Raw genomic sequence first — 21,381 nt, forward strand, 5'->3', positions numbered from 1 at the left:
CTCGCAGATCCCTGGACGGCTTCATTTTCGGTTTCCCTGGAACAGGGTGGGGCCGGCAATCTTGGCTTGACAAGACAAACACCGGGTGGTATAGTTTGGACAAGTTGGCACCTTTAACTCGGTCCTGTGAGACCGGCAAGGAACATTCATGAAGTTTGTCGCGACAAACGAGGGATGTATAAAAGCGCTCGTCTTCGGAACGCCCGAGAAGACGGGCTTTTTTATTTATAAGCACATGACTTGCGGAGCCGTAGGCGAACGCAAGTCATAGGTGCGCGTTAACCCCGCCGACTTCTTGCGTCAGCAAGAGGCGGGGTAATGAGGCCCCCGAAGCTTAATAGGAACGAATCTCATGACCGCCCCCGCCAAAATCATGGACAAGGAGAACATCCAAAGGGCCATATTGCGCATTGCCCACGAAATTCTTGAGAAGAACAAGGGGATCGAGGACCTCTGCCTGATCGGGATCCGCACCCGCGGCGCGGTTCTGGCCGAGAGGATCAACGCCTGTATCGCCCAGATCGAAGGCAAGCCGATCCCAGCCGGCATCCTGGATATCACCCTGTACCGTGACGATCTGACTTTGATTTCCTCCCAGCCGGTTGTCCATGAAACGAAAATCGAATTTGATATTACGGATAAAAAAGTCGTGCTTGTGGACGACGTTCTGTTCACGGGCCGCACGATCCGCGCGGCGCTCGACGCCATCATCGATTTCGGCCGCCCGGCCCGGATCCAGCTGGCGGTCCTCATCGACCGCGGCCACCGGGAACTGCCGATCCGCGCGGACTTTGTCGGGAAGAACATCCCGACGGCCATTGATGAGAACGTTAAAGTGGTCCTGTCGGAAAGCGACCACGGGGAATCGGACAGGGTGATCGTGGAGCAGCGGGACAACCCCCATAGCCCTTAGCGAGGCGGATCTATGACCGAGTGGAAACGACACGACCTTTTGGACCTTCAGGATTTCAGCCGGGAAGAGATCGAGCTTGTTCTTCAGACCGCCAAGTCGTTCAAGGAGGTTTCCACCCGCGACGTCAAGAAAGTCCCGGCCCTGCGCGGCAAGACGGTGGTCATGCTGTTCTTTGAGCCGTCCACCCGGACCCGCACGTCGTTCGAGCTGGCCGCCAAGCGTTTATCCGCCGACACGATCAGCATCGCTTCCGGGACCAGCTCGACGTCCAAGGGGGAGTCCATTCTGGACACGGCCCGCAATCTTGAGGCGATGAACGTGGACATGATCGTGGTGCGGCACCAGTCTCCCGGTGTCCCGAAATTCTTGGCGGACAACCTCAAGGCTTCGGTCATCAACGCCGGAGACGGCTGCCGGGCCCATCCCACGCAGGCGCTTCTGGACCTGTTCACGATCCGCGAGAAACTCGGCCGGATCGAAGGGCTCAACGTCGGGATCGTGGGGGACATTCTGCACTCGCGCGTGGCCAGGTCGAACATCTTCGGCCTCACGAAAATGGGGGCGAAGGTCACGGTCTGCGGTCCGTCCACGCTGATGCCCATGGACATCGAGAAGCTCGGCGTGCAGATGACGTACGATCTGAACCGGGTGATCGCCCAGAGCGACGTCCTGATGCTCCTGCGGCTCCAGAAGGAGCGCCAGCAGGACAAATTTCTGCCGTCGATCCGGGAATACGCCAAGATGTTCGGTGTCAGCCGCGAGAAGCTCAAACAGGCGAAACAGGGCATTGTGATCATGCACCCCGGCCCGACGAACCGCGGGGTGGAGTTGTCCGCGGACGTGGCCGACGGCGAGCTTTCCGTCATCCTGGACCAGGTCACCAACGGGGTGGCGATCCGGATGGCAATCCTGTATTTGTTGTTAGGAACGAAAGAAAATAATCCCGCAGAAGGGTAGAAGAGGGGACGCAACGCATGCCGCTGCTTATCAAGAACGCCATCATCGTCAACGCGGACAGAATGGCCGATCGTCCGCAGGATATCCTTTTGGAGAACGGAGTCATTGTCAAGATCGCCCCATCGCTTTCGTCCGGGAACGGCGTCCAGGTCCTGGATGCCGGCGGGAAACTGGCTTTCCCCGGACTGATCGACATCCATGTGCACCTGCGGGAACCCGGCCGCGAGGACAAAGAAACGATCGAAACAGGATCGCGTGCCGCTGCCAAGGGCGGGTTTACCACCATCATGTGCATGCCCAATACGACGCCTGTCATCGACAACGCCATGATCGTCGAAGGGGTCATCAAGGAAGCCAAGAAAGTCGGCCTTGTTAACGTTGTCCCAATCGGCGCCATTACCCGCGGGCAGAGGAACGAGGAACTGACCGACATGTTCGAGCTCAAGCAGGCCGGCTGCGTCGCGCTTTCCGATGACGGACGTTCGGTCCTCAACAGTCAGCTCATGCGCATGGCCATGGAATACGCGAAGATGTCCGGGCTTATTCTGATCGAGCACTGCCAGGACTCGCTTTTGACGAGCGGCGGGGTGATGAACGAGGGCTATCATTCGATGGTCCTGGGGATCAAGGGTGATCCCGGCATCTCGGAAACGGTGATCGTGTCCAGGGACATTGAGCTGGCCCATTATCTGAAGACGCGCGTCCATCTGGCGCACATGAGCCTTAAGCGGTCGGTGGAGCTGATCCGTTTCGCCAAGAGCCAGGGGATCCAGGTCACCGCCGAGGCGTGCCCGCACCACTTTACCCTCACCGACGAAGCGGTGAATTCCTTTGATCCCAATACGAAGGTCAATCCGCCCCTGCGCACGCAAGAGGACGTCGCGGCCATTAAAGAGGCCTTGCGTGACGGCACGATCGACTGCATTGTGACCGACCACGCGCCCCACACGGCGGAAGACAAGGAAGTGGGCTTTGATCATGCGCCCTTTGGGATGATCGGGTTGGAAACCTCGGTCGGTTTGACCATGACCGAACTGGTCCATAAAAAGGTCTTAACATTGACGCAAATGGCTGATAAAATGTCTGCATCTCCGGCGCGGATCATGGGGCTTGCCGGCAAAGGCCGGATTGAAGAGGGCAGGGATGCCGATGTCACCATCATTGATCCGGAGCGCGAGTGGGTCTTTCTCAAAGAGGAGATCGTCTCCAAATCCCAAAATTCCCCATTCCTCGATTGGAAACTGAAAGGGCGGGTTGAGGCGACGGTGTACGGCGGAAAAGTTGTGTATCAGGCGACAGCGTAATAAATAAATCTTGATTTCTATTGTTACCGCGCCCGCCCCGATTTTTCAGGATGGATTAAAGGAATCGGGACAGGGCGTAAATTTTTTGGGATGGTGGCGCCGCGTTGCGGTGGCGATGAGGTTGGGGAATTTGAAATTAAGAAGCGCCCGCCCCTGCTTGCTGGAAAATGGAAATGGAAGCAGGGACTGGGCGCAAATTTTTCTGGATGACTGCGCCGCTTTGCGGCGCTTTGATAGGATTATGGTCATTTGCGCCCGTACTCGTCTTGTCGAAAAATTTATTGTAGCGAGTACCGCGCAAATTCTTTCTGAATGTTGGCGCCCATGGCGCCTTGTTTTTTAGCGGTAAATTTGCGCCCGTAGCCTAACGGATAGGGCAACAGCCTCCGGAGCTGTTTGTGTGGGTTCAATTCCCACCGGGCGCGCCAGACTTCGTTCAATTGCTTTCGCGTTGAACTTCGCCTGGTTTTGTCCCGCAAGTTTTCAAGGCGAAGTTCAACGCGGTTTTAGCGAACGAAGTCTGTTGCCAGGCGCAATCCCGCACGAAAGTAGCGGGGCGAAGACTGGCAAAAATTTTTGGGTGGGTCTTTTTTACTACCAGATATAGTGATTTATCCACATCATTTTCACAAGATGTGGATAAATGTTTGGTGGGGCATATAGCCCTTAATGTATGCATATATTTCTAATAAGTGGTTTGAAAAACCAATAATTGTAATATGTTTAGCTGCAAGTGGAGTTATCATGATTAAATATAATAAACATAAAATTAGAACTCAAAAAATAACTGTGTCTGTTATTGGAGGGCACGATTCAGAAAGCAAGGTGGAGCATTTAGCCCATAATATTGGCTATATTATAGCTAAAATGGGCTGTATATTAGTATGTGGCGGATTAGGTGGAGTAATGATGCATGCTTCTAAGGGAGCCAAGGAGGCTGGCGGGCTAACTATAGGATTGCTCCCAGGGAAAGACAAGAATGACGCTAATCCATTTATTGATATAGCTTTACCAACATCTATAGGCTATGCGCGAAACGCGATTGTCGCTTGCTCGGCTGATATTATTGTTGCCCTTCCCGGCAGTCACGGAACGAACTCCGAAATTTGTTACGGTCTTGTGTGGGGCCGTCCGGTCATTGATTTGGGAGGGTGGGGGATCAAGGGCATGATCAAGGTTAAGGACATCCATCAAGCACAAAAAGCCATCAAAGCGTGCATCCGAAAGATCCAAATGCAGAGGGCATGATTGTCCGCCGGTTCTCTTTATCCCAACCGCTCATGGCCCTGGCGGCCCTTTGCCTTTTGGGCTTTTTGATTTACGGGAATTCTCTCCAGGGCGAGTTCTGCTCCGACGATTATAAAACTATCGTTAATAATCCCGCCGTTAAACGCCTGCATGACCTCCCCGGACTCTGGGTTGCGTTCAATACCCGCTTCCTGGCCGGGATCAGTTTTGCCGTCAATTATCATTTTCATGGATTAAATGTGCAGGGATACCACGCGGTCAATGTGTTTTGGCACGTGGGGGCGTCCTTTTTGGTGTTTTGGCTGGTCCGCCTGATGCTGCAGGCCCTGGGGACGCGTTCCCAGGGTCCTCAAACGGCATCGGACCTGATCCCCTCGACGAAAAGGAATCTTTGAACAGCGGGAGATAAGCCTTGCAGGGATTAAAACAGCGTCAGATATCGTTCCTGGGGCCTACCGTGGTTTTTTTGACCATCGGGCTGGCGATCTATGGCCATGTCCTGCACGGGGAGTTTGTGTCCGATGATTACCAGGCCATTGTGGATAACAAGGCTGTCCAAAACGGCGACCTGTGGGGGATTTGGCTCACTTTTAACACGCGGTTTTTGACCGGGCTGACATTTTGGCTCAACGCCCGCTGGGGGCAGATGGATACCTACGGGTTTCATCTGGTCAACATCCTGCTGCACGTCGTCAATGCGTTTTTAGTTCATGCTTTTGTGACGGCGACTTTTCAGACGCCCGCCATGAGGAGAGAGGGGCTCGCGGAGTCCGTCTCCCGCCCGGTTGCCTTTTTTGCGGCCCTGATCTTCCTCTGCCATCCCGTCCAGACAGAGGCTGCCGCGTTCATCACCCAGCGGACTTCGTTATTGGCGACGTTTTTTTACTTGGCGACTTGTCTCTTGTATATCCGGGGCCGGGCATCCGGCCGCGGGATGTTTTTCTTTGTGTCCTGGGGGACGATGCTGTGGGGCGTTTTTTCCAAGGAATTGACGCTCACACTGCCTTTTGTTCTTCTGCTTTATGAATTTTATTTCTTTGGGTTTCAAGGCCTGGGATGGAAAAGGTCCGCCCGGATTTTTTTCCCCTATTTTTTGCTGCTGGCCCTGGTCCCGGCCGTCCTCTGGCTGGATAATGACCCGTCATCGGTTTTGGAATTGAAGTCGCAAATGTCCACGGGCGGATTCCGTTGGCAGTATGTTCTGACAGAGGCCAATGTCTGGCGGACGTATCTGCGGCTGGTGATCTTGCCGGTCAACCTGAACCATGACTACGATTACCCTGTCGCCAAAACCCTTTGGGACCCGGGGACGATGTTCTCCCTGGCGCTTCTTGCCGTCATCGCCGTCTGGGCCGCGGCCCAGTTCTCCCGACGGAGGCTGGTGAGTTTCGGAATTTTCTGGTTTTTTCTCACCGTCACGGTCGAGACCCTGGTCGTTTGTTTTGTCCACCGGCAGATGCTGTATGAGCATTGGCTGTATCTTCCGATGGCCGGCGCGGCCGTCGTGCTTTCGTTCCTGGCGATGGAATTGCCCCGCAGCCCGAAGGCAGGGAAACTGGTCCTCACGGCCCTGGTCGTGGTTTTCAGCATGATGTCTTATCAGCGCAATCTGGTTTGGCGGGAAGAAGTCGCGTTTTGGCAGGATGCTGTGCAAAAATCTCCCAGGAAGCCGTCGGCGCACTTTGCCCTTGGGACGGCCTATTACCGTAAGGATGAGTTTGAAAAAGCGTATTACCATTTGAAGAAAGCCCTGGCCCTGCATGACAGCAGGACAAAAAAGGGGGAGATCGGGATCGATTACCTGCTGATGACCGGCTTGCACAACAACCTGGGGATCATTTATTTTCTGTATGGGGATGATGATATGGCTGTGGCGTCTTTTCAGGAGGCTGTACAGTGGGACCCTGAGAATGGCCGCCCGTATAACAATTTGGCCTTGTTGTATTTTAATCTTGGGGATTGCGCGAAAACCATCGATAATTTTCAATTGGCCGTTCAAAAAATGGGTGAGTACGGGGAAGCTGTTTTCCGGATCGGGCAGTGCCAGCTGCGGCTGGGGGATGAGGCCGGCGGGCGGGAGAATCTCCCCAAAGCGGTTGAGCTGCTTATTAAGGAAGGGCGTTTGGACGAGGCGCGGCAGGTCCAAAAAGCCTTTCCGGCCCAGGTCTCGCCTGAAAAGAAATAACTCTGTCATGCCTGAACTTCCGGAAATTGAAACGATCGCCAATGATTTACGCGACAAGATCGTTGGCGATACCATTCGGGACGTTGAGATCCTGGACAAGCGGGTGATCTGCGGGATGTCCGTCCGTTGTTTTGGCCGGGATCTGGCCGGACGCCGCATTACGGCGGTCTTCCGGCTGGGCAAGGCCGTTGTGCTGGGCCTGGGAGGCGGGGCCCGATACCTTGTGGTCCAGCCGATGATGACAGGCCAGCTGATCGTCAAACCGGCAAAGAAAATTACCTCAGCAACGCGCTTAATATTTAAACTTTCCAACCGCGGTTATTTACACTATAATGATGTGCGTTTATTCGGACGGCTTCAGATCGTGCGCAAACCGGAAGATGTCCCGTACCTGCGCCGGCTGGGGCCGGATCCGCTGAGCAAAGATTTCAGTAAAGACGGGTTGGCGCAAGCCCTTGAGGCCAGGGCGTTACCGATAAAATCCTGGCTGATGAACTCCCGGGCTGTCGCGGGAATTGGGAACATTTACGCTTCCGAGATCCTGTTCAGGTGCGGGATCCATCCCCGCCGGCAGGCGCGGCTCTTAACCCCCAAAGAAATCAAGCGATTACACTCCTCGGTGATAACCGTTCTGAAAGAAGCGATACGGTGGCGGGGCGTGTCCATGCGGGATTACCGCGACGCAGACGGGAATAAGGGGAGTTACATGAGCCGGATCCGGGTTTATGGCCGGGCCGGGGCTCCTTGCCCGCGATGCCGGGGGCGTATTGAGCGGATCATTCTCAGCGGGCGAAGCACGTTTTTTTGTGGTGTTTGCCAAATATAAATTTCATCCGCAAGATGAAAAGACGCATCCAGGTCGACAACGCGATTCTTTTTTTTATCATCGTCCTTACGGGTTTGCTGGCCTCTCCTGGCGATATTCCTGGAAACCCTCCAGGAAAACATCGTGTTCGGAGGGACTTCCGTTGTGCAGACAAGCACGATTTACCTGGCCGCGCCGGGCGTTTTTATCGTCATCTTTTGGTTTTATTACTGTAACTCCTGATCCTCCTATGGCAAAACTGCAGAATATTTTTCCGGTGATTTCCAACGAAAAACTGTGCGACCGGTTTTACCGGCTGTGCATCGACGCCAAGCCGATCCTTAAAAAGATCCGTCCGGGGCAGTTTGTCCATGTCCGGGTGAAGGGCGGGCTGGAGCCTTTTTTCCGGCGGCCCTTCAGCGTATACCGCGCCAAGAAGTGTCTGGAGCTTTTCTATGAGCCGGTCGGACCGGGGACCAAGATCATGGCTTCTTACAAGCCCGGGGACGCGGTGGATGTGCTGGGCCCGTTGGGTACGCCGTTCGCTTTGCCGCCCAAGGGCGTCAAGAACGTCGTCATGGTGGCCGGCGGGATCGGGATCGCGCCATTTTTGATCTTGTCGGATGTTCTCAAAGGCAGGAGATACCGCATGACCCTGTTGTACGGCGGCCGCACCAAAGGCCATGTGTACCCGATGAGGGAGTTCCGGCAGAACGGCTGCGAGATCCATGTGGCGACGGACGACGGCAGCGCCGGCGTCAAGGGAAGGGTCTCCAAATTGTTCTCCAAGATCATCCCCGACCCCAAGAAGACATTCCTTTACACCTGCGGCCCGGCGCCGATGATGGCCGCGGTGCAGGACTTCGCCCGCGAGCACGGTTTGCCCGGCCAGGCGGCCTGTGAGGAAGTCATGGCCTGCGCTCTCGGCGCCTGCCTGGGATGCTCGATCAAGACGACCGCCGGTTACCGGACGGTGTGTTACGACGGGCCGGTGTTTGATTTGCAAGACGTGCTTTTTCACGATTGATTCTAAGGAGGGATTGATGGAAAAACGAACCCCGAAGGCTTTTTTGTTTCTGATGGTGATGGTGGCCATCGTGGGAGGCATACCGGCGTCGGCTGCGATAATCCGAACAGAGATGACGAGCGTCCGGACCGGCGGAACAGTGACCGTGAACCTGTTGGGCGTCGATTATCAGTTAAAAGTGGCCCGGGTGTCAGGGACGGATCAGGTCGACGTCGAATATCCGGATCTTTTGACGGGGCAGGGGGCCGGGGACCCTGGCGCGTGCAAGCCTTCGCGAAAGAAGACATATATGATGACCGCGGTCATCGGTTCCTGCTTGGCGACCAATACGTGTGATGGCAGCCAGAGGGTGTGTTTTCAAAGCATTGCGGCCGATGGGGAAAATGTCGATTTGCTTTTGGAATATTTTGATCAATAAAAAAGAGGGGACATGGTTTTTTTCAGTTATTTATTGATCGGCCTGCTCGGCGGGGTTTTCAGCGGGGCCTTCGGCATCGGCGGGGGGACGATCATGGTCCCGGCCCTGGTCCTGCTGATGGGGATGGGCCAGCACCAGGCCCAGGGCACGACCCTGGCGGTCCTGATGGTTCCGGTGAGCATCCTGGCCGTGTTGCAGTATTACCATGCCGGGCACGTGAAAGTGGCCGCGGCCATGACCATGGCGTTGGGGTTTGTCTTCGGGGCGCTGGCCGGGGCGTATGTGATCCAGAATGTTTCGGACGCGAATCTCAAGCGCGCTTTTGGATTGTTTCTGGTGGCGGTCGGGGCCAAGATGATTTTTTCGAAATAGTGTGATCGCCGTCACAGCGTTGTCTTGAAAACAGCTGTATAATTTTGGGAATTCTTTGATGGATATCTCCGTTCAAATCGCCGGTGTCCGCTTCGCCAACCCCGTGACCGTGGCTTCGGGCACGTTCGGGCACGCGGAAAAATATTATTCGCTTGAGGAGGTCAAGAAGCTCGGGGCCATCGTGCCCAAGACCGTGACCCTCAAGCCGCAGGAAGGCAACCCGCCGGTGCGTATCTGCGAAACGCCGTCGGGCATGATCAACGCCATCGGCATCGAGAACCCCGGCGCGGACGGATTTATCGCCAACAAACTGCCGCGTCTGAGAAAGATCGGCGTGCCGCTCATCATCAGCGTGCTGGGGCACACGGAAGACGAATTTGTCGCGCTGGTCGGAAAATTCAACACCCAGGACGGGATCTCGGCGGTGGAATTGAATCTGTCCTGCCCCAATCTGGGGCATAAGACCCTGGTGGCGCAGGACCCTTACGCCACGGCCCGGCTGGTCAAGCGGCTCAAGGGGATCTCGCGGTACCCTCTGATCGCCAAACTGTCTCCCAACGTCACGGACATTTCCGAGGTCGCCGCGGCGGCCGAGAGCGCGGGCGCGGACGCGGTGAGTCTGGTCAACACCTTCACCGCCATGGCGATCGATATTGAGAAACGGCGGTCCCGCATCGGCAATTTCACCGGCGGACTGTCGGGTCCGGCCATCCGGCCGATCGCGGTTCACATGGTTCATTCCGTGGCCAAACGGGTCAAGATCCCGGTGATCGGCATGGGCGGGATCATGACGGCGCAGGACGCGCTGGAATTCCTGATGGCCGGGGCCACGATGGTCGCGGTCGGCACGGCCAATTTCATCAATCCCCGCGCGCCCCTGGAAGTCCTGGCCGGCATCAAGGACTATATGAAAAAGCACAAATTTCAGAGCATCAAGCAGATTATCGGAAGCTTGGACGCGGCCCGCAAGGCCGCATAGGGATTTTTCTTAATCATTATTGACCTGCGCACAGCTCATCGTTCGATATTATTTTGAAAGCGCAGGTCGAGAGACTGACCACCTCAAAAGCCTTTTCCTTTTGCGAAAGTCAGTAGAAAGGAGTTTCAGGAATGAACACGTCACACTCACGCGCAACAACAGGTTTGAAAAATTGGGGGGGGCGGCTGATGTCGGCCCTGGCGCTGGCCTTTGTTCCGGGCCTGGCGCTGGCCGGCGAGGCCGACCTGGTCATCCCGGACCTGTCATCCGTCACCTTTTTGAACACCGACGGCCGCACGGTTTTGCTCTGGGGGCTGCTGATCTGCGCCTTCGGATTCCTGTTCGGCTTCATCCAGTTTCTCCAGATCCGAAAGATGCCGGTGCACAAATCCATGAGCGAGATTTCCGAGCTCATCTATGAGACCTGCAAAACGTATTTGATCACCCAGGGCAAATTCATCCTGATCCTGGAGGCCCTGGTGGCCGTGATCATGATCGGGTACTTCGGGTGGCTGCGTCATTTCGAATTCGGGCGGGTGGCCCTGATTTTGATTTGCAGCTTGATCGGGATCGGGGGCAGTTACGCGGTCGCCTGGTTCGGCATGCGGATCAACACCCTGGCCAATTCCCGCACCGCGTTCGCCAGTTTGAAAGGGCTTCCTTTGCCCATCTATGAGATCCCCCTGCAGGCCGGGATGAGCATCGGCATGCTGTTGATCAGCATCGAACTTTTTGTCATGCTCTGCATCCTGCTGTTCATTGATCCTCATCTGGCCGGGGCCTGTTTTATCGGGTTTGCCATCGGCGAATCGCTGGGCGCTTCGGTGCTCCGCATCGCCGGCGGGATCTTCACCAAGATCGCCGACATCGGGTCGGACCTGATGAAGATCGTGTTCAATATCAAGGAAGACGACGCCCGCAACCCCGGCGTCATCGCCGACTGCACCGGTGACAATGCCGGCGACTCTGTCGGCCCGACGGCGGACGGTTTCGAGACCTACGGCGTGACCGGCGTCGCGCTGATCTCTTTTATCCTGCTCGCGGTCAAGGACCCGATGGTCCAGGTCCAGCTTCTGGTCTGGATCTTTGTCATGCGCCTGGTCATGATCATCGCCAGCGGCGGGTCTTATCTGATCAACCACACGATCCACAGGGACAAATACAAGAACGCGTCCCATATCGATTTTGAACAGCCGCTGACCGCCCTGGTCTGGATCACCTCCGGGGTGTCCGTGGCGCTGACGTATGTCGCGTCTTATCTGCTGCTGGGCAACCTCGCGGACCCGAGCATCTGGTGGAAACTGGCCACGATCATCACCTGCGGGACCCTGGCCGGGGCCATCATCCCGGAGCTGGTGAAGATTTTCACATCCACCAACTCGGCGCACGTCCAGAACATCCTGCATTCCTCCAGAAGCGGCGGGGCCTCGTTGAATATTCTCGCCGGTTTTGTGACCGGAAACTTCAGCGCTTACTGGATGGGGCTGGCGATCCTGTTCTTGATGGGCATTGCCTATCTCGTCAGCGGCACCGGGCTGGAAGCCATGATGATCGCTCCGGCGGTGTTTGCCTTCGGTCTGGTGGCTTTCGGGTTTCTGGGCATGGGGCCGGTCACGATCGCCGTGGATTCCTACGGTCCCGTGGCGGACAACGCCCAGTCGATCTATGAGTTGTCCCTGATCGAGACCATCCCGAACATCAAGGAGCAGATTGAGAAAGATTACGGCTTCTCGCCGGATTTCAAGAACGGCAAGCATTTCCTGGAGGCCAACGACGGCGCCGGGAACACCTTCAAGGCTTCGGCCAAGCCGGTCTTGATCGGCACCGCGGTTGTCGGGGCCACCACGATGATCTTTTCCATCATCCTGATCCTCACCCACGGCCTGGAACAGAACATCGACAAGTTGTCCATTCTCAACCCGTTGTTTTTCTTCGGGCTCATGCTCGGCGGGGCTGTGATTTACTGGTTCACCGGCGCTTCGACCCTGGCGGTCACGGCCGGGGCCCATCACGCGGTCGAGTTCATCAAGAAGAACATCAAGCTGGAAACGACCGACAAGGCCTCGATTGCCGACAGCAAGAAGGTCGTTGAGATCTGCACCCAGTTCGCGCAGAAAGGGATGATCAATCTCTTCCTGACGGTGTTTTTCAGTACCCTGGCCTTTGCGTGCCTTGACCCGTACTTTTTTATCGGGTATTTGATCTCCATCGCGATCTTCGGGCTTTACCAGGCGATCTTCATGGCCAACGCCGGCGGCGCCTGGGACAACGCCAAGAAGGTTGTGGAAGTGGACCTGAAGGAGAAGGGCACGCCGTTGCACGCGGCCACGGTTGTCGGAGACACGGTGGGCGACCCGTTCAAGGATACGTCCTCGGTTTCTTTGAATCCCGTTATCAAGTTCACGACCCTGTTCGGGCTTTTGGCGATCGAGATCGCCATCGAATTGAGCCGCGGCCAGTCCCTGACGTTCGCGGTGATTTTCTTCGCGGTGTCGCTGGTGTTCGTGACCAAGTCGTTTTATGACATGAGGATCAAGGAAAGCCATTCATAAACGGTTGAATGTTCTCATGCCCGCCCCGGGGGTGAATCGGCCCCTGGGGTGGGTCCCATGAGGATGGATCTATGGAATTATCCAAGATGAAGAAACCGCGGTTGATCGTTGCCATGGACGTCGGCACCCTGGCCGAGGTCCGGGAGATCACGGATTCCCTGGCCGGTCTGGTGGACGCCTATAAGGTGGGGAGCGAGCTGTTCACGGCCTGCGGGCCTGCCGCTGTCCGTTTTATCCAGGCCAAAGGCAAAGATGTCTTTCTTGATTTAAAATATCATGATATCCCCAACACCGTGGCCAGCGCCGTGAAAATGGCGGTGGGCTTGAGTTCGGCTGTCGAGCGGACGATGGACATTCCGCCCGGCGCAGGAAAGCCGAAAGGCCTTCTGATGTTTACGGTTCACACCTCCGGCGGGTTGGAAATGATGCAGGCCGCGGTCGCGGCTGCCCAGGAATCAGCGGAGAAACTGGACATTCCCAAGCCCCTGGTTGTGGGCGTCACAGTCTTGACAAGCGAGGAGAAACGGGATAACATACTCGCTCTTGTCCTGGAACGCGCCCTGCTGGCCCGGAGGGCCGGGCTGGACGGGGTGGTGGCTTCCTGCGAGGAGGCCAAGTTTATCCGAAAGGAATTCGGTCCGGATTTTGTGATCGTGACCCCAGGGATCCGTCCCGAGGGCAGCGATGCCCAGGACCAGAAGCGGGTGGCAACGCCGCGCGAAGCGGTCCTGAGCGGCAGCAACTTTCTGGTTGTCGGCCGCCCGATCCTCAAAGCCCCCAATCCCAAGCAAGCCGCGAAGCAGATTCTCGAGGCCATCAATTCACTCTAAGCGGGAGACATCCATGAGCACCCAGATCCAGGAATTGATCGACAAGATCAAAACAGAGGGAATCCAGGAAGCCCAGGGAAAAGCCAGGGACATCGAATCTGAGGCCCGCCGCAGGGCCGATGAGATCGTGGCCCAGGCTCAGAAAAAGGCCGGGGACATTGTTGCCAAGGCCCAAAGCGAAACGCAGCGGCTGCAGGAAGCTTCCCGCGCCGCCCTCCAGCAGGCCTCCCGGGACGCCTTGTTAAGTCTGCGCCGCGAAATACAGTCCATCCTCAATAAAATCATCCTCAATGACCTTCACCAGGCCTTGGCCCCGGAACATCTGACTGAGATCATCGCCGTGACCATTAAAAACTATCTTCAGCAGAACGCGGGCGCCGGCGATCTGACCGTGATCCTCAGCGAAAAGGACCTTCAGCAGCTGAAAGACGGATTTTTGGCACGCCTGAAAGAGCAGGTCAAGCAGCCGATCCATCTTCTGTCGGCGCAGGATGTCGGCGCGGGGTTCCTGATCAGTTTTGACGGCGGCAAATCGAGTTTTGATTTCACGGACAAGAGCCTGGCGGAATTTTTAAGCCGTGCCCTGAACCAGGAGCTCGCGGCCCTTGTGAAGGATTCCGTCGCCTAACCTCATTTCGTTTTCCTTAGAGATCTATGAGCCGTGCTTATTATTATGTGGTCGCCAGCCTGCCCATGCTGGAATTCGGGGCCAGGCCGCCCTTGACGGGCGAAGCCTTTTTGGCGGAATGCCGGCGGTTGACGGATCCCCGGGATTTTGACCTGATCCAGAAGGCCTACCGGGACGACCCGGCCGCGTCTTCAACGGAAAACACATTCTGGCAGGACTGGGCCGCTTTTTCCCGTGAACTGCGCAACCAGCTTGTTGTGGCGCGTGCCCGGAACCTGGGCAAAGACGCGGCCCCCTACCTGAAGGAGACTTCAGCCCGGGACATGGTTGTCAATCTCGTCGGTGAAGCCCTGAAGGCTCCGGATCCCTGGACAGCGGAAAAGATCCTTGACCGGGGACGCTGGCTCAGGCTGGACGAACTGTCGCAAGGGCATCATTTTGACCTGGAAATGTTGATCGCTTACGCCGTCAGGCTGCGGATCCTGGAGCGCCATCAGGCCGTGGCGTCCTCCCGCGGCGCGGAGATTTATGAGGGATACAAAAACGCCGTCTTAACATCAAATTCGTAACAAAGGAACAGGTCCGTGGAAAAGACAAGATCAGGCAGGGTCGTCGCAGTCAACGGCAACATGGTGGCCGCTGAATTTGAAGACCGCGTCATGCAGAACGAAGTCGCTTATGTGGTCGTCGGCAAGGAGCACCTCAAGTCCGAGGTCATCCGGGTCAAGGGCAAGCGCGCCGACCTGCAGGTCTTCGAAGACACCACGGGCATCCGCATCGGCGACCGCGTGGATTTTACCAACGAGCTGTTGAGCGTGGAGCTGGGGCCGGGCCTTTTGACGCAGGTGTTTGACGGACTGCAGAATCCCCTGCCGGAACTGGCCAAACAGCACGGCGTTTTCCTCAAGCGCGGCGCGTACATCACGCCTTTGGCGGACGCGCAGGAATGGCATTTCACCCCGACGGTCAAGCCGGGACAGAAGGTCCGCGCCGGAGACCAGCTCGGCATCGTCCCGGAAAAAATGTTCAAGCACTGGATCATGGTCCCGTTCGGGCTGGCCGGCGAGCTGGAGGTCACGAACGTTGTCAAAGAAGGCCATTACGCGATGAAAGCCACCGTGGCCATGCTGAAGGATAGCGAGGGGAGAGAGCATCCTGTCCGCATGAAACAGACCTGGCCGGTGAAGGTTCCGATCAGGGCCTATGCCCAGAAACTCAAGCCGACCCAGCCGCTGGTCACCAAGATCCGCATCATCGACACGCTTGTCCCTGTGGCCGTCGGAGGGACCTTCTGCACCCCGGGCCCGTTCGGCGCCGGGAAAACGGTCCTGCAGCATTTGCTGTCGCGCCACGCGGAAGTGGATGTCGTGGTTGTGGCGGCCTGCGGCGAGCGCGCCGGCGAGGTTGTTGAGCTTTTGACGGAATTCCCGCACCTGACCGATCCGCGGACCGGCCGCACCCTGATGGACCGCACGGTCATCATTTGCAACACCAGCTCCATGCCCGTGGCCGCGCGCGAGTCCAGCGTCTACACCGCGGTCACGATCGCGGAATATTACCGCCAGATGGGCTTGAATGTCCTTTTGCTGGCCGACTCGACATCGCGCTGGGCCCAGGCCATGCGCGAGATGTCCGGCCGTCTGGAAGAGATCCCCGGCGAAGAAGCGTTTCCGGCGTACCTGGAAACCCGGATCGCGTCGTTTTATGAAAGGGCCGGACTGGTGAAGCTGCGCAGCGGCGAGACAGGATCGGTCACCATCGGCGGGGCGGTAAGCCCGGCCGGCGGGAACTTCGAAGAACCCGTGACCCAGGCGACCCTGAAGGTCGTGGGCGCGTTCCACGGGCTTTCGCGCGACCGCGCCAATGCCCGCCGTTATCCGGCCATCGATCCCCTGGACAGCTGGAGCAAATACACGAGTTTTATCGACGCGCCGAAAGCCGAGGCGGGGCGGGCCATCCTGCACAAGAGCCATAACGTCGACCAGATGATGAAGGTCGTCGGCGAGGAAGGCACGTCCATCGACGAATTTGTGGCTTATCTCAAGGGTGAGTTCCTGGACGCGGTGTATCTCCAGCAGAACGCCTTTGACAAGACCGACGAAGCCACCCCGGCGGACCGGCAGAGGTATGTCTATGATCTGTTGGGGAAGATCATCGGGCAGGAATTCCGGTTCGACGCCAAAGACGCGGCCCGGCGTTTCTTTCAGGACCTGCGTCAGATATTCATCAACTGGAACTCCACCGGGTTCCAGAGCCCGGAATTCCGCGAGATCGAGCGGCAGATCACGGAGAAAATTTCAGCCGGCCAAACGGCCGCCGCGTAAAACACGAATCCATCATTTTTAAAACAAGGAACGGCCATGCACAAAGTTTACAATGAGATCATCCAAATCGCCGGCGACGTCATCACCGTCGAGGCGGAAGGCGTGACGTATAAAGAGCTGGCGGAGATCCGCACCCGGGCCGGGATGTCGCTCGCCCAGGTCATCCGCATGGACGGCCGGCGGGTGTCCCTGCAGGTGCTGGCCGGCAGCCGCGGAATATCCACGGACGACAAGGTGCGCTTCCTCAAGCACCCGATGCGCGTGTCGTTCTCGGAAAATTTGATGGGCCGGATATTCACGGGCAACGGCGACCCGCGCGACAGCGGCCCGGCCCTGAAAGACAACATGATCGACATCGGCGGCCCGTCCGTCAACCCGTCCAACCGCATCGTCCCCAGAAACATGATCCGCACCGGGATCCCGATGATCGACGTCTTCAATTCCCTGGTGAAATCCCAGAAGCTTCCGATTTTTTCCGTGGCCGGCGAGCCGTACAACGAACTGCTGGCCCGCATCGCCCTCCAGGCCGAGGTCGACCTGATCATCCTCGGCGGCATGGGGCTCAAGTACGACGATTATTTGTTCTTCCGTGATACGCTGGAGAAGCACGGCTCGTTGTCGCGCTCGATCCTGTTCATCCACACCGCCTCGGACCCGACGGTCGAGTGCCTGCTCGTCCCGGACATGAGCCTGGCGGTGGCGGAGCAGTTCGCCCTGCAGGGCAAGAATGTGCTGGTCCTTTTGACCGACATGACGAACTTTTCCGACGCGCTCAAGGAGATCGCCATCACCATGGAGCAGATCCCGTCCAACCGCGGCTACCCGGGCGACCTCTACAGCCAGCTGGCGGCGCGCTATGAGAAGGCCGTGGATTTCGAGAATGCCGGCTCCATCACGGTCCTCGCCGTCACCACCATGCCCGGCGACGACGTGACCCACCCGATCCCGGACAACACGGGCTACATCACCGAAGGCCAGTTCTATCTCCGGGGCGGGCACATCGAGCCGTTCGGGTCGCTGAGCCGCCTCAAACAGCAGGTCAATGACAAGACCCGCGCCGACCACCGCGCGATCATGGACCGCATGATCCAGCTGTTCGCCGATTACCGTTCGACCCTGGAAAAGCGGTCGATGGGATTCCAGATGAGCTCGTGGGACGACAAGCTCCTGAAATACGGGAAGCGTTTTGAGGAAGAGCTCATGGACCTCGGGGTGAACATCCCGCTGGAGGAAGCTCTTGATAAGGGTTGGAAGATCCTGTCGGACATTTTCGAGCCGGCGGAAACCGGCCTCAAAGAATCGCTGGTCAATCAGTTCTGGCCGAAGGAATCGAGGATCGAGGGGCGAAAATAGAAGGGGGAATAAGAACATCCCATTGTTTTTCTAATTTCTATCGTCCGTTTTTCCATCTTCGATCTTTTAATCCATCATGTCTAAAATCAAACTCACCAAAGGCGAACTCAAGCGCCAGCGCGACAGCCTCAAACAGTTCGAGCATTATCTGCCGACACTGCAGTTGAAAAAACAGCAGCTGCAGATGAAGATCCTGGAATCGCGGCAGAGGATCGAGGCCCTGGAGGCCGGTATCCGCCGGAAAGAATCCGTCCTGCAGGCCTGGGTGGGCCTTCTGGCCGACCCTCTGCTCCAGGACGTCCGGCCGCCGTTTGATCTGCAGGCATTCCTGGTTCCCCGGCAGGTGATCACGACCCAGGTGAACATCGCCGGCGCCAACATCCCGGTTTTCCGGGACATTGTTTTTTCTGAAGCGGAATATGATCTGTACGCGACGCCGCTCTGGGTGGACGAGGCGGTCGCGCGGTTGCGTGAAATTGTCACCCTGCTTGCCGAGATCAATGTGATTCGCCGGCAGATCGAGATCCTCCAGCACGAATTGCGGATCACCACCCAGCGGGTCAACCTGTTCGAGAAGGTCAAAATTCCGGAATGCCGCGACAATATCCGCGTGATCCGGATTTATCTCGGCGACCAGCAGGCCAACGCGGTCGGGATCGGCAAGGTCGCCAAGAAGAAGATCGCTGAGAGCGCCTTGGTTGGGAGCCCCGCATGATCGTGCCGATGAAGAAGATCGTTGTGATGACGTTGAGCCGTGAGGCCTCGCAAGCCCTGGCGGACCTGCGTGACCTGGGGATGGTCCATGTGGAGCGGAAAAATTCGACGGAGAAACCCGGGTCCTCGCGGGTCAAGTCCGAGATCCAGGATTTGGAAAAAGCGATCGATGTGTTATCGAACTTCAAGCCCAAAGCCCTGGGCGGCGCTCGTCCGCAAAGCTGGCTTGAAAAGGCCAGGGAAGTCATTTCGATCGCGGAAAAGATCGAGCAGTTGAAGACGAATTTGGCCCGCGGCCAGGCGGAGATCGAGGCCTATCTGCCATGGGGGTCTTTCGATCCTCAATCGGTCCGGGACCTTGCGCCGGCAGGCATTGATGCTTATTTGTGCGAACTGCGAAAAGAAGATTTGCGGGATTTTCCCGCGGACGATGTTGTCCAGGTCGTTAGCCGCAAGGGCCCCCTGCTCCGGTGTCTGGTGCTGTCCCGGCGCGGCGTAAAGCCGTTGTTTCCCGTCGTCCCCTTGCCGAAGCAAGGCTTGCGCGAGATACGGGGCGAGAGGGAAAGAGACCTCGCGGCCCTCAAAAATCTGCAGGAGCAGTTGAGGCAGGGTGCGGTGCTGGCCGGCGGCCTCAAGCGGCACTGTAAAGTGCTGACGGCGGAACTGCATTTTGCCGAAGCGGCGGAATCCATGGGGTCTTCCGACGGGCTTGTCTATCTGCAGGGGTATGCCCCGGAGCCCAGCATGGAATTGTTAAAGGCCGCGGCGCAGAAAAATTCCTGGGCGCTGATGATCCAGGACCCGGAACCCGATGACAACGTGCCGACATTTTTGCGTAATCCGAAATGGGTGGGATTGGTGACCCCCATTTTTAACTTTATGAATATTTTGCCCGGATATCGGGAGGCGGATGTCAGCTGGACGTTCCTGGTGTTCTTTTCCGTGTTTTTCGGGATCCTGGTGGGGGATATCGGCTATGGGACGATGTTCTTTTTAGCCACCGCCCTGTTTCACCGAAAGAATAAAAGCGAAGCCGCGATGAGGCCGGCTTTTGTCCTGATGTATGTTCTCAGCGGCTGCGCGATCCTCTGGGGGGTCCTGACCGGAAGCTTTTTCGGCCAGGCGTGGCTTGCAGGAAAATGGCCGCCTCTTGTCCCGTGGTTGACGGAATATCACAATATCCAGAAATTGTGTTTTATCATCGCGGTCGTCCATTTGAGCATTGCCCATGTTTGGCGGATGATCGTGCGGCTGCCCTCGTTGACGGCGCTTGCCGAGGGGGGCTGGTTGTTGGTCCTTTGGGCGACATTTTTTCTGGTCAATCTCCTGATCCTGAAGGAGCCGATCCCCTCCTGGGGCGGCCCGTTTTTTTTCGCGGGGCTCGCCCTGATCGTGCTTTTCAGCCGTCCCCAGAAAAATGTGCTGAAAGGGGTCCTCTCGGGTGTGGGCGTTCTTTTGGCCAATGCCTTGACGTTCATCAATAATTTTTCCGATATTGTTTCTTACATCCGTCTCTTCGCGGTGGGTTTGGCCACGGTGGCTGTGGCGGACGCGTTTAACCAGATCGCCGGCAGCATCGGAATGAACAGCGTGCTGGCCGGATTCGGGGCGGCCCTGATCCTTGTTTTCGGCCACTTGTTGAACCTGATCCTGTGCGCGCTGGCGGTCGTCGTTCACGGGATCCGGTTGAACGTCCTGGAATTTTCTTCGCACATGAATTTGGAATGGTCGGGGGTTGAGTACGATCCTTTACGGAAGACGGAAACAGAGAAGTCATATTAACCATATTCATTAAGGAGAAGGAGCATGGAGAACAGCCTTTTGGTGCAATTGAAGGATTTGGGTCTGGCCGGTTCGCTGGCCCTGGCCGCGGTGGGTTCTGGCCTGGGGGCCGGGGCGGCAGGCATGGCCGCGATCGGCGCCTGGAAGAAATGTTTTGCCCAGGGCAAAAGCGCGCCTTTCATTCTTGTGGCCTTCGTCGGGGCCCCGCTTTCGCAGACGATCTATGGTTTCATCATCATGCAGTTCATCGTGGAAGCGGCCGTCAAGGGCCATTATTTATGGGGCATGGGAATTCTCGGCGGGATCGCCATGGGCGTGTCCGCCTGGATGCAGGGGAAGGCCGGTGCCGCCGCGTCCGATGCTTACGCGGAAACCGGCAAAGGGACCGGGAATTATTTCATGGTCCTGGGGATCATTGAATCCGTGGCTTTGTTCGTCATGGTGTTTTTGCTGATCAACATTGAAAAAGTGTCCGGCTAAGGAAGAATCGGGCGGTACTTGTTTCCCTTGAGAAAATAAGACAAGTGGCAGAGGAAACAAGTACACACCCCATTTTCATCTGTAAATCTTTATGATGAAGGAAACATGGGGCGGTTAGCTCAGTTTCAGCCAAAGGCTGATCCGCCTTCGGCGGAGGTTAGAGCATCTGGTATTATGTTTTACGTTTATGTTTTAAGAAGTCTCAAGAATAATAAAAGGTATGTTGGCAGCACGCAACTGTTGCCGGAAGAAAGACTCAAACAGCATAATCAGGGATCTAACACATGGACGAAGCAAAATGGGCCGTTTCGGTTGATTTATTCCGAGTCGTATCCTACCAATTCGGAAGCGAGGAAAAGGGAGAGATTTCTGAAGAGCGGAGTTGGAAGAAAGTTTTTGGATGACATGTTGGACAACACGGGCGATTAGCTCAGATGGTTAGAGCGTCCGGCTTACATCCGGGAGGTCAGGGGTTCGATTCCTCTATCGCCCATTTTAGAGGCGTTTCCC

The 21,381-nt window shown here is 56.9% G+C and carries 23 protein-coding genes and 2 tRNA genes; all 25 read left to right on the forward strand.

Annotated features, from left to right (window positions below):
- Positions 1–352: 352 nt before the first annotated feature.
- The 25 genes from pyrR (at position 353) to Q8Q08_06330 (ending at position 21,364) form a co-directional block, all read left to right on the forward strand.
- Positions 353–913, forward strand: a complete 561-nt coding sequence (gene pyrR / locus Q8Q08_06210) for a bifunctional pyr operon transcriptional regulator/uracil phosphoribosyltransferase PyrR (GenBank protein MDP2653611.1) — start codon at positions 353–355, stop codon at positions 911–913.
- A gap of 12 nt (positions 914–925) precedes the next feature.
- A complete protein-coding gene (locus Q8Q08_06215; protein ID MDP2653612.1) occupies positions 926–1,870 on the forward strand; it encodes an aspartate carbamoyltransferase catalytic subunit in 945 nt (314 codons plus the stop codon).
- 17 nt (positions 1,871–1,887) lie between these two features.
- Positions 1,888–3,174, forward strand: a complete 1,287-nt coding sequence (locus Q8Q08_06220; protein ID MDP2653613.1) for a dihydroorotase — start codon at positions 1,888–1,890, stop codon at positions 3,172–3,174.
- A 10-nt stretch (positions 3,175–3,184) separates the two neighbouring features.
- On the forward strand, positions 3,185–3,517 hold the full coding sequence (locus Q8Q08_06225) for a hypothetical protein (GenBank protein ID MDP2653614.1): 333 nt from the start codon (positions 3,185–3,187) through the stop codon (positions 3,515–3,517).
- Positions 3,518–3,527: 10 nt separating this feature from the next.
- Positions 3,528–3,602 (forward strand) — tRNA-Arg (locus Q8Q08_06230).
- A gap of 316 nt (positions 3,603–3,918) precedes the next feature.
- Positions 3,919–4,422 carry a TIGR00725 family protein gene (locus Q8Q08_06235; GenBank protein MDP2653615.1) on the forward strand — a complete coding sequence of 168 codons (504 nt, stop codon included), beginning with the start codon at positions 3,919–3,921 and terminating at the stop codon, positions 4,420–4,422.
- Positions 4,419–4,817: a hypothetical protein gene (locus tag Q8Q08_06240; protein ID MDP2653616.1), complete on the forward strand. Its 399-nt coding sequence runs from the start codon at positions 4,419–4,421 to the stop codon at positions 4,815–4,817. Before Q8Q08_06235 ends, Q8Q08_06240 begins: the two co-directional genes overlap by 4 nt.
- A gap of 17 nt (positions 4,818–4,834) precedes the next feature.
- Positions 4,835–6,607: a tetratricopeptide repeat protein gene (locus tag Q8Q08_06245; protein MDP2653617.1), complete on the forward strand. Its 1,773-nt coding sequence runs from the start codon at positions 4,835–4,837 to the stop codon at positions 6,605–6,607.
- Between the two features lie 7 nt (positions 6,608–6,614).
- Positions 6,615–7,433 (forward strand): bifunctional DNA-formamidopyrimidine glycosylase/DNA-(apurinic or apyrimidinic site) lyase, encoded by an 819-nt coding sequence (gene mutM / locus Q8Q08_06250; protein MDP2653618.1) that lies wholly within the window; start codon positions 6,615–6,617, stop codon positions 7,431–7,433.
- A 14-nt stretch (positions 7,434–7,447) separates the two neighbouring features.
- Positions 7,448–7,648 (forward strand): hypothetical protein, encoded by a 201-nt coding sequence (locus Q8Q08_06255; GenBank protein ID MDP2653619.1) that lies wholly within the window; start codon positions 7,448–7,450, stop codon positions 7,646–7,648.
- 14 nt (positions 7,649–7,662) lie between these two features.
- Complete coding sequence (locus Q8Q08_06260; GenBank protein ID MDP2653620.1) at positions 7,663–8,439, forward strand: dihydroorotate dehydrogenase electron transfer subunit; 777 nt, start codon at positions 7,663–7,665, stop codon at positions 8,437–8,439.
- A 16-nt stretch (positions 8,440–8,455) separates the two neighbouring features.
- Complete coding sequence (locus Q8Q08_06265; GenBank protein ID MDP2653621.1) at positions 8,456–8,857, forward strand: hypothetical protein; 402 nt, start codon at positions 8,456–8,458, stop codon at positions 8,855–8,857.
- A 12-nt stretch (positions 8,858–8,869) separates the two neighbouring features.
- Complete coding sequence (locus tag Q8Q08_06270; GenBank protein MDP2653622.1) at positions 8,870–9,229, forward strand: sulfite exporter TauE/SafE family protein; 360 nt, start codon at positions 8,870–8,872, stop codon at positions 9,227–9,229.
- A gap of 58 nt (positions 9,230–9,287) precedes the next feature.
- Entirely contained in the window at positions 9,288–10,208 is a 921-nt protein-coding gene (locus Q8Q08_06275; protein ID MDP2653623.1) for a dihydroorotate dehydrogenase, read from the forward strand.
- A 188-nt stretch (positions 10,209–10,396) separates the two neighbouring features.
- Complete coding sequence (locus tag Q8Q08_06280; protein MDP2653624.1) at positions 10,397–12,760, forward strand: sodium-translocating pyrophosphatase; 2,364 nt, start codon at positions 10,397–10,399, stop codon at positions 12,758–12,760.
- 71 nt (positions 12,761–12,831) lie between these two features.
- Positions 12,832–13,590 (forward strand): orotidine-5'-phosphate decarboxylase, encoded by a 759-nt coding sequence (gene pyrF / locus Q8Q08_06285; protein ID MDP2653625.1) that lies wholly within the window; start codon positions 12,832–12,834, stop codon positions 13,588–13,590.
- Between the two features lie 13 nt (positions 13,591–13,603).
- Positions 13,604–14,218: a V-type ATP synthase subunit E family protein gene (locus Q8Q08_06290; GenBank protein MDP2653626.1), complete on the forward strand. Its 615-nt coding sequence runs from the start codon at positions 13,604–13,606 to the stop codon at positions 14,216–14,218.
- 26 nt (positions 14,219–14,244) lie between these two features.
- The gene (locus Q8Q08_06295) at positions 14,245–14,787 is read left to right on the forward strand and encodes a DUF2764 family protein (protein MDP2653627.1); all 543 of its coding nucleotides are present in this window, start codon (positions 14,245–14,247) and stop codon (positions 14,785–14,787) included.
- Between the two features lie 15 nt (positions 14,788–14,802).
- Positions 14,803–16,542 carry a V-type ATP synthase subunit A gene (locus Q8Q08_06300; GenBank protein MDP2653628.1) on the forward strand — a complete coding sequence of 580 codons (1,740 nt, stop codon included), beginning with the start codon at positions 14,803–14,805 and terminating at the stop codon, positions 16,540–16,542.
- Between the two features lie 36 nt (positions 16,543–16,578).
- A complete protein-coding gene (locus tag Q8Q08_06305) occupies positions 16,579–17,895 on the forward strand; it encodes a V-type ATP synthase subunit B (protein MDP2653629.1) in 1,317 nt (438 codons plus the stop codon).
- 76 nt (positions 17,896–17,971) lie between these two features.
- On the forward strand, positions 17,972–18,610 hold the full coding sequence (locus Q8Q08_06310; protein MDP2653630.1) for a V-type ATP synthase subunit D: 639 nt from the start codon (positions 17,972–17,974) through the stop codon (positions 18,608–18,610).
- Positions 18,607–20,391 (forward strand): hypothetical protein, encoded by a 1,785-nt coding sequence (locus Q8Q08_06315; GenBank protein MDP2653631.1) that lies wholly within the window; start codon positions 18,607–18,609, stop codon positions 20,389–20,391. The genes Q8Q08_06310 and Q8Q08_06315 overlap by 4 nt, the downstream gene beginning before the upstream one ends.
- A 24-nt stretch (positions 20,392–20,415) precedes the next feature.
- Positions 20,416–20,871: a V-type ATP synthase subunit K gene (locus Q8Q08_06320; protein ID MDP2653632.1), complete on the forward strand. Its 456-nt coding sequence runs from the start codon at positions 20,416–20,418 to the stop codon at positions 20,869–20,871.
- A 174-nt stretch (positions 20,872–21,045) separates the two neighbouring features.
- Positions 21,046–21,300 (forward strand): GIY-YIG nuclease family protein, encoded by a 255-nt coding sequence (locus tag Q8Q08_06325; protein MDP2653633.1) that lies wholly within the window; start codon positions 21,046–21,048, stop codon positions 21,298–21,300.
- Positions 21,291–21,364 (forward strand) — tRNA-Val (locus tag Q8Q08_06330). The genes Q8Q08_06325 and Q8Q08_06330 overlap by 10 nt, the downstream gene beginning before the upstream one ends.
- The last annotated feature ends 17 nt before the right edge of the window (positions 21,365–21,381 follow it).

Source organism: Candidatus Omnitrophota bacterium, from assembly GCA_030688425.1.
Lineage (GTDB): Bacteria > Omnitrophota > Gorgyraeia > Zapsychrales > JANLHA01 > JAUYIB01.

Excerpts from the sequence above, each read along its gene's own strand:
- pyrR (MDP2653611.1), top strand. The coding sequence starts at position 353 with ATGACCGCCCCCGCCAAAATCATGGACAAGGAGAACATCCAAAGGGCC.
- Q8Q08_06215 (MDP2653612.1), top strand. The coding sequence starts at position 926 with ATGACCGAGTGGAAACGACACGACCTTTTGGACCTTCAGGATTTCAGC.
- Q8Q08_06220 (MDP2653613.1), top strand. The coding sequence starts at position 1,888 with ATGCCGCTGCTTATCAAGAACGCCATCATCGTCAACGCGGACAGAATG.
- Q8Q08_06235 (MDP2653615.1), top strand. The coding sequence starts at position 3,919 with ATGATTAAATATAATAAACATAAAATTAGAACTCAAAAAATAACTGTG.
- Q8Q08_06240 (MDP2653616.1), top strand. The coding sequence starts at position 4,419 with ATGATTGTCCGCCGGTTCTCTTTATCCCAACCGCTCATGGCCCTGGCG.
- mutM (MDP2653618.1), top strand. The coding sequence starts at position 6,615 with ATGCCTGAACTTCCGGAAATTGAAACGATCGCCAATGATTTACGCGAC.
- Q8Q08_06255 (MDP2653619.1), top strand. The coding sequence starts at position 7,448 with ATGAAAAGACGCATCCAGGTCGACAACGCGATTCTTTTTTTTATCATC.
- Q8Q08_06260 (MDP2653620.1), top strand. The coding sequence starts at position 7,663 with ATGGCAAAACTGCAGAATATTTTTCCGGTGATTTCCAACGAAAAACTG.
- Q8Q08_06265 (MDP2653621.1), top strand. The coding sequence starts at position 8,456 with ATGGAAAAACGAACCCCGAAGGCTTTTTTGTTTCTGATGGTGATGGTG.
- Q8Q08_06270 (MDP2653622.1), top strand. The coding sequence starts at position 8,870 with ATGGTTTTTTTCAGTTATTTATTGATCGGCCTGCTCGGCGGGGTTTTC.
- Q8Q08_06275 (MDP2653623.1), top strand. The coding sequence starts at position 9,288 with ATGGATATCTCCGTTCAAATCGCCGGTGTCCGCTTCGCCAACCCCGTG.
- Q8Q08_06280 (MDP2653624.1), top strand. The coding sequence starts at position 10,397 with ATGTCGGCCCTGGCGCTGGCCTTTGTTCCGGGCCTGGCGCTGGCCGGC.
- pyrF (MDP2653625.1), top strand. The coding sequence starts at position 12,832 with ATGGAATTATCCAAGATGAAGAAACCGCGGTTGATCGTTGCCATGGAC.
- Q8Q08_06290 (MDP2653626.1), top strand. The coding sequence starts at position 13,604 with ATGAGCACCCAGATCCAGGAATTGATCGACAAGATCAAAACAGAGGGA.
- Q8Q08_06295 (MDP2653627.1), top strand. The coding sequence starts at position 14,245 with ATGAGCCGTGCTTATTATTATGTGGTCGCCAGCCTGCCCATGCTGGAA.
- Q8Q08_06305 (MDP2653629.1), top strand. The coding sequence starts at position 16,579 with ATGCACAAAGTTTACAATGAGATCATCCAAATCGCCGGCGACGTCATC.
- Q8Q08_06310 (MDP2653630.1), top strand. The coding sequence starts at position 17,972 with ATGTCTAAAATCAAACTCACCAAAGGCGAACTCAAGCGCCAGCGCGAC.
- Q8Q08_06315 (MDP2653631.1), top strand. The coding sequence starts at position 18,607 with ATGATCGTGCCGATGAAGAAGATCGTTGTGATGACGTTGAGCCGTGAG.
- Q8Q08_06320 (MDP2653632.1), top strand. The coding sequence starts at position 20,416 with ATGGAGAACAGCCTTTTGGTGCAATTGAAGGATTTGGGTCTGGCCGGT.
- Q8Q08_06325 (MDP2653633.1), top strand. The coding sequence starts at position 21,046 with ATGTTTTACGTTTATGTTTTAAGAAGTCTCAAGAATAATAAAAGGTAT.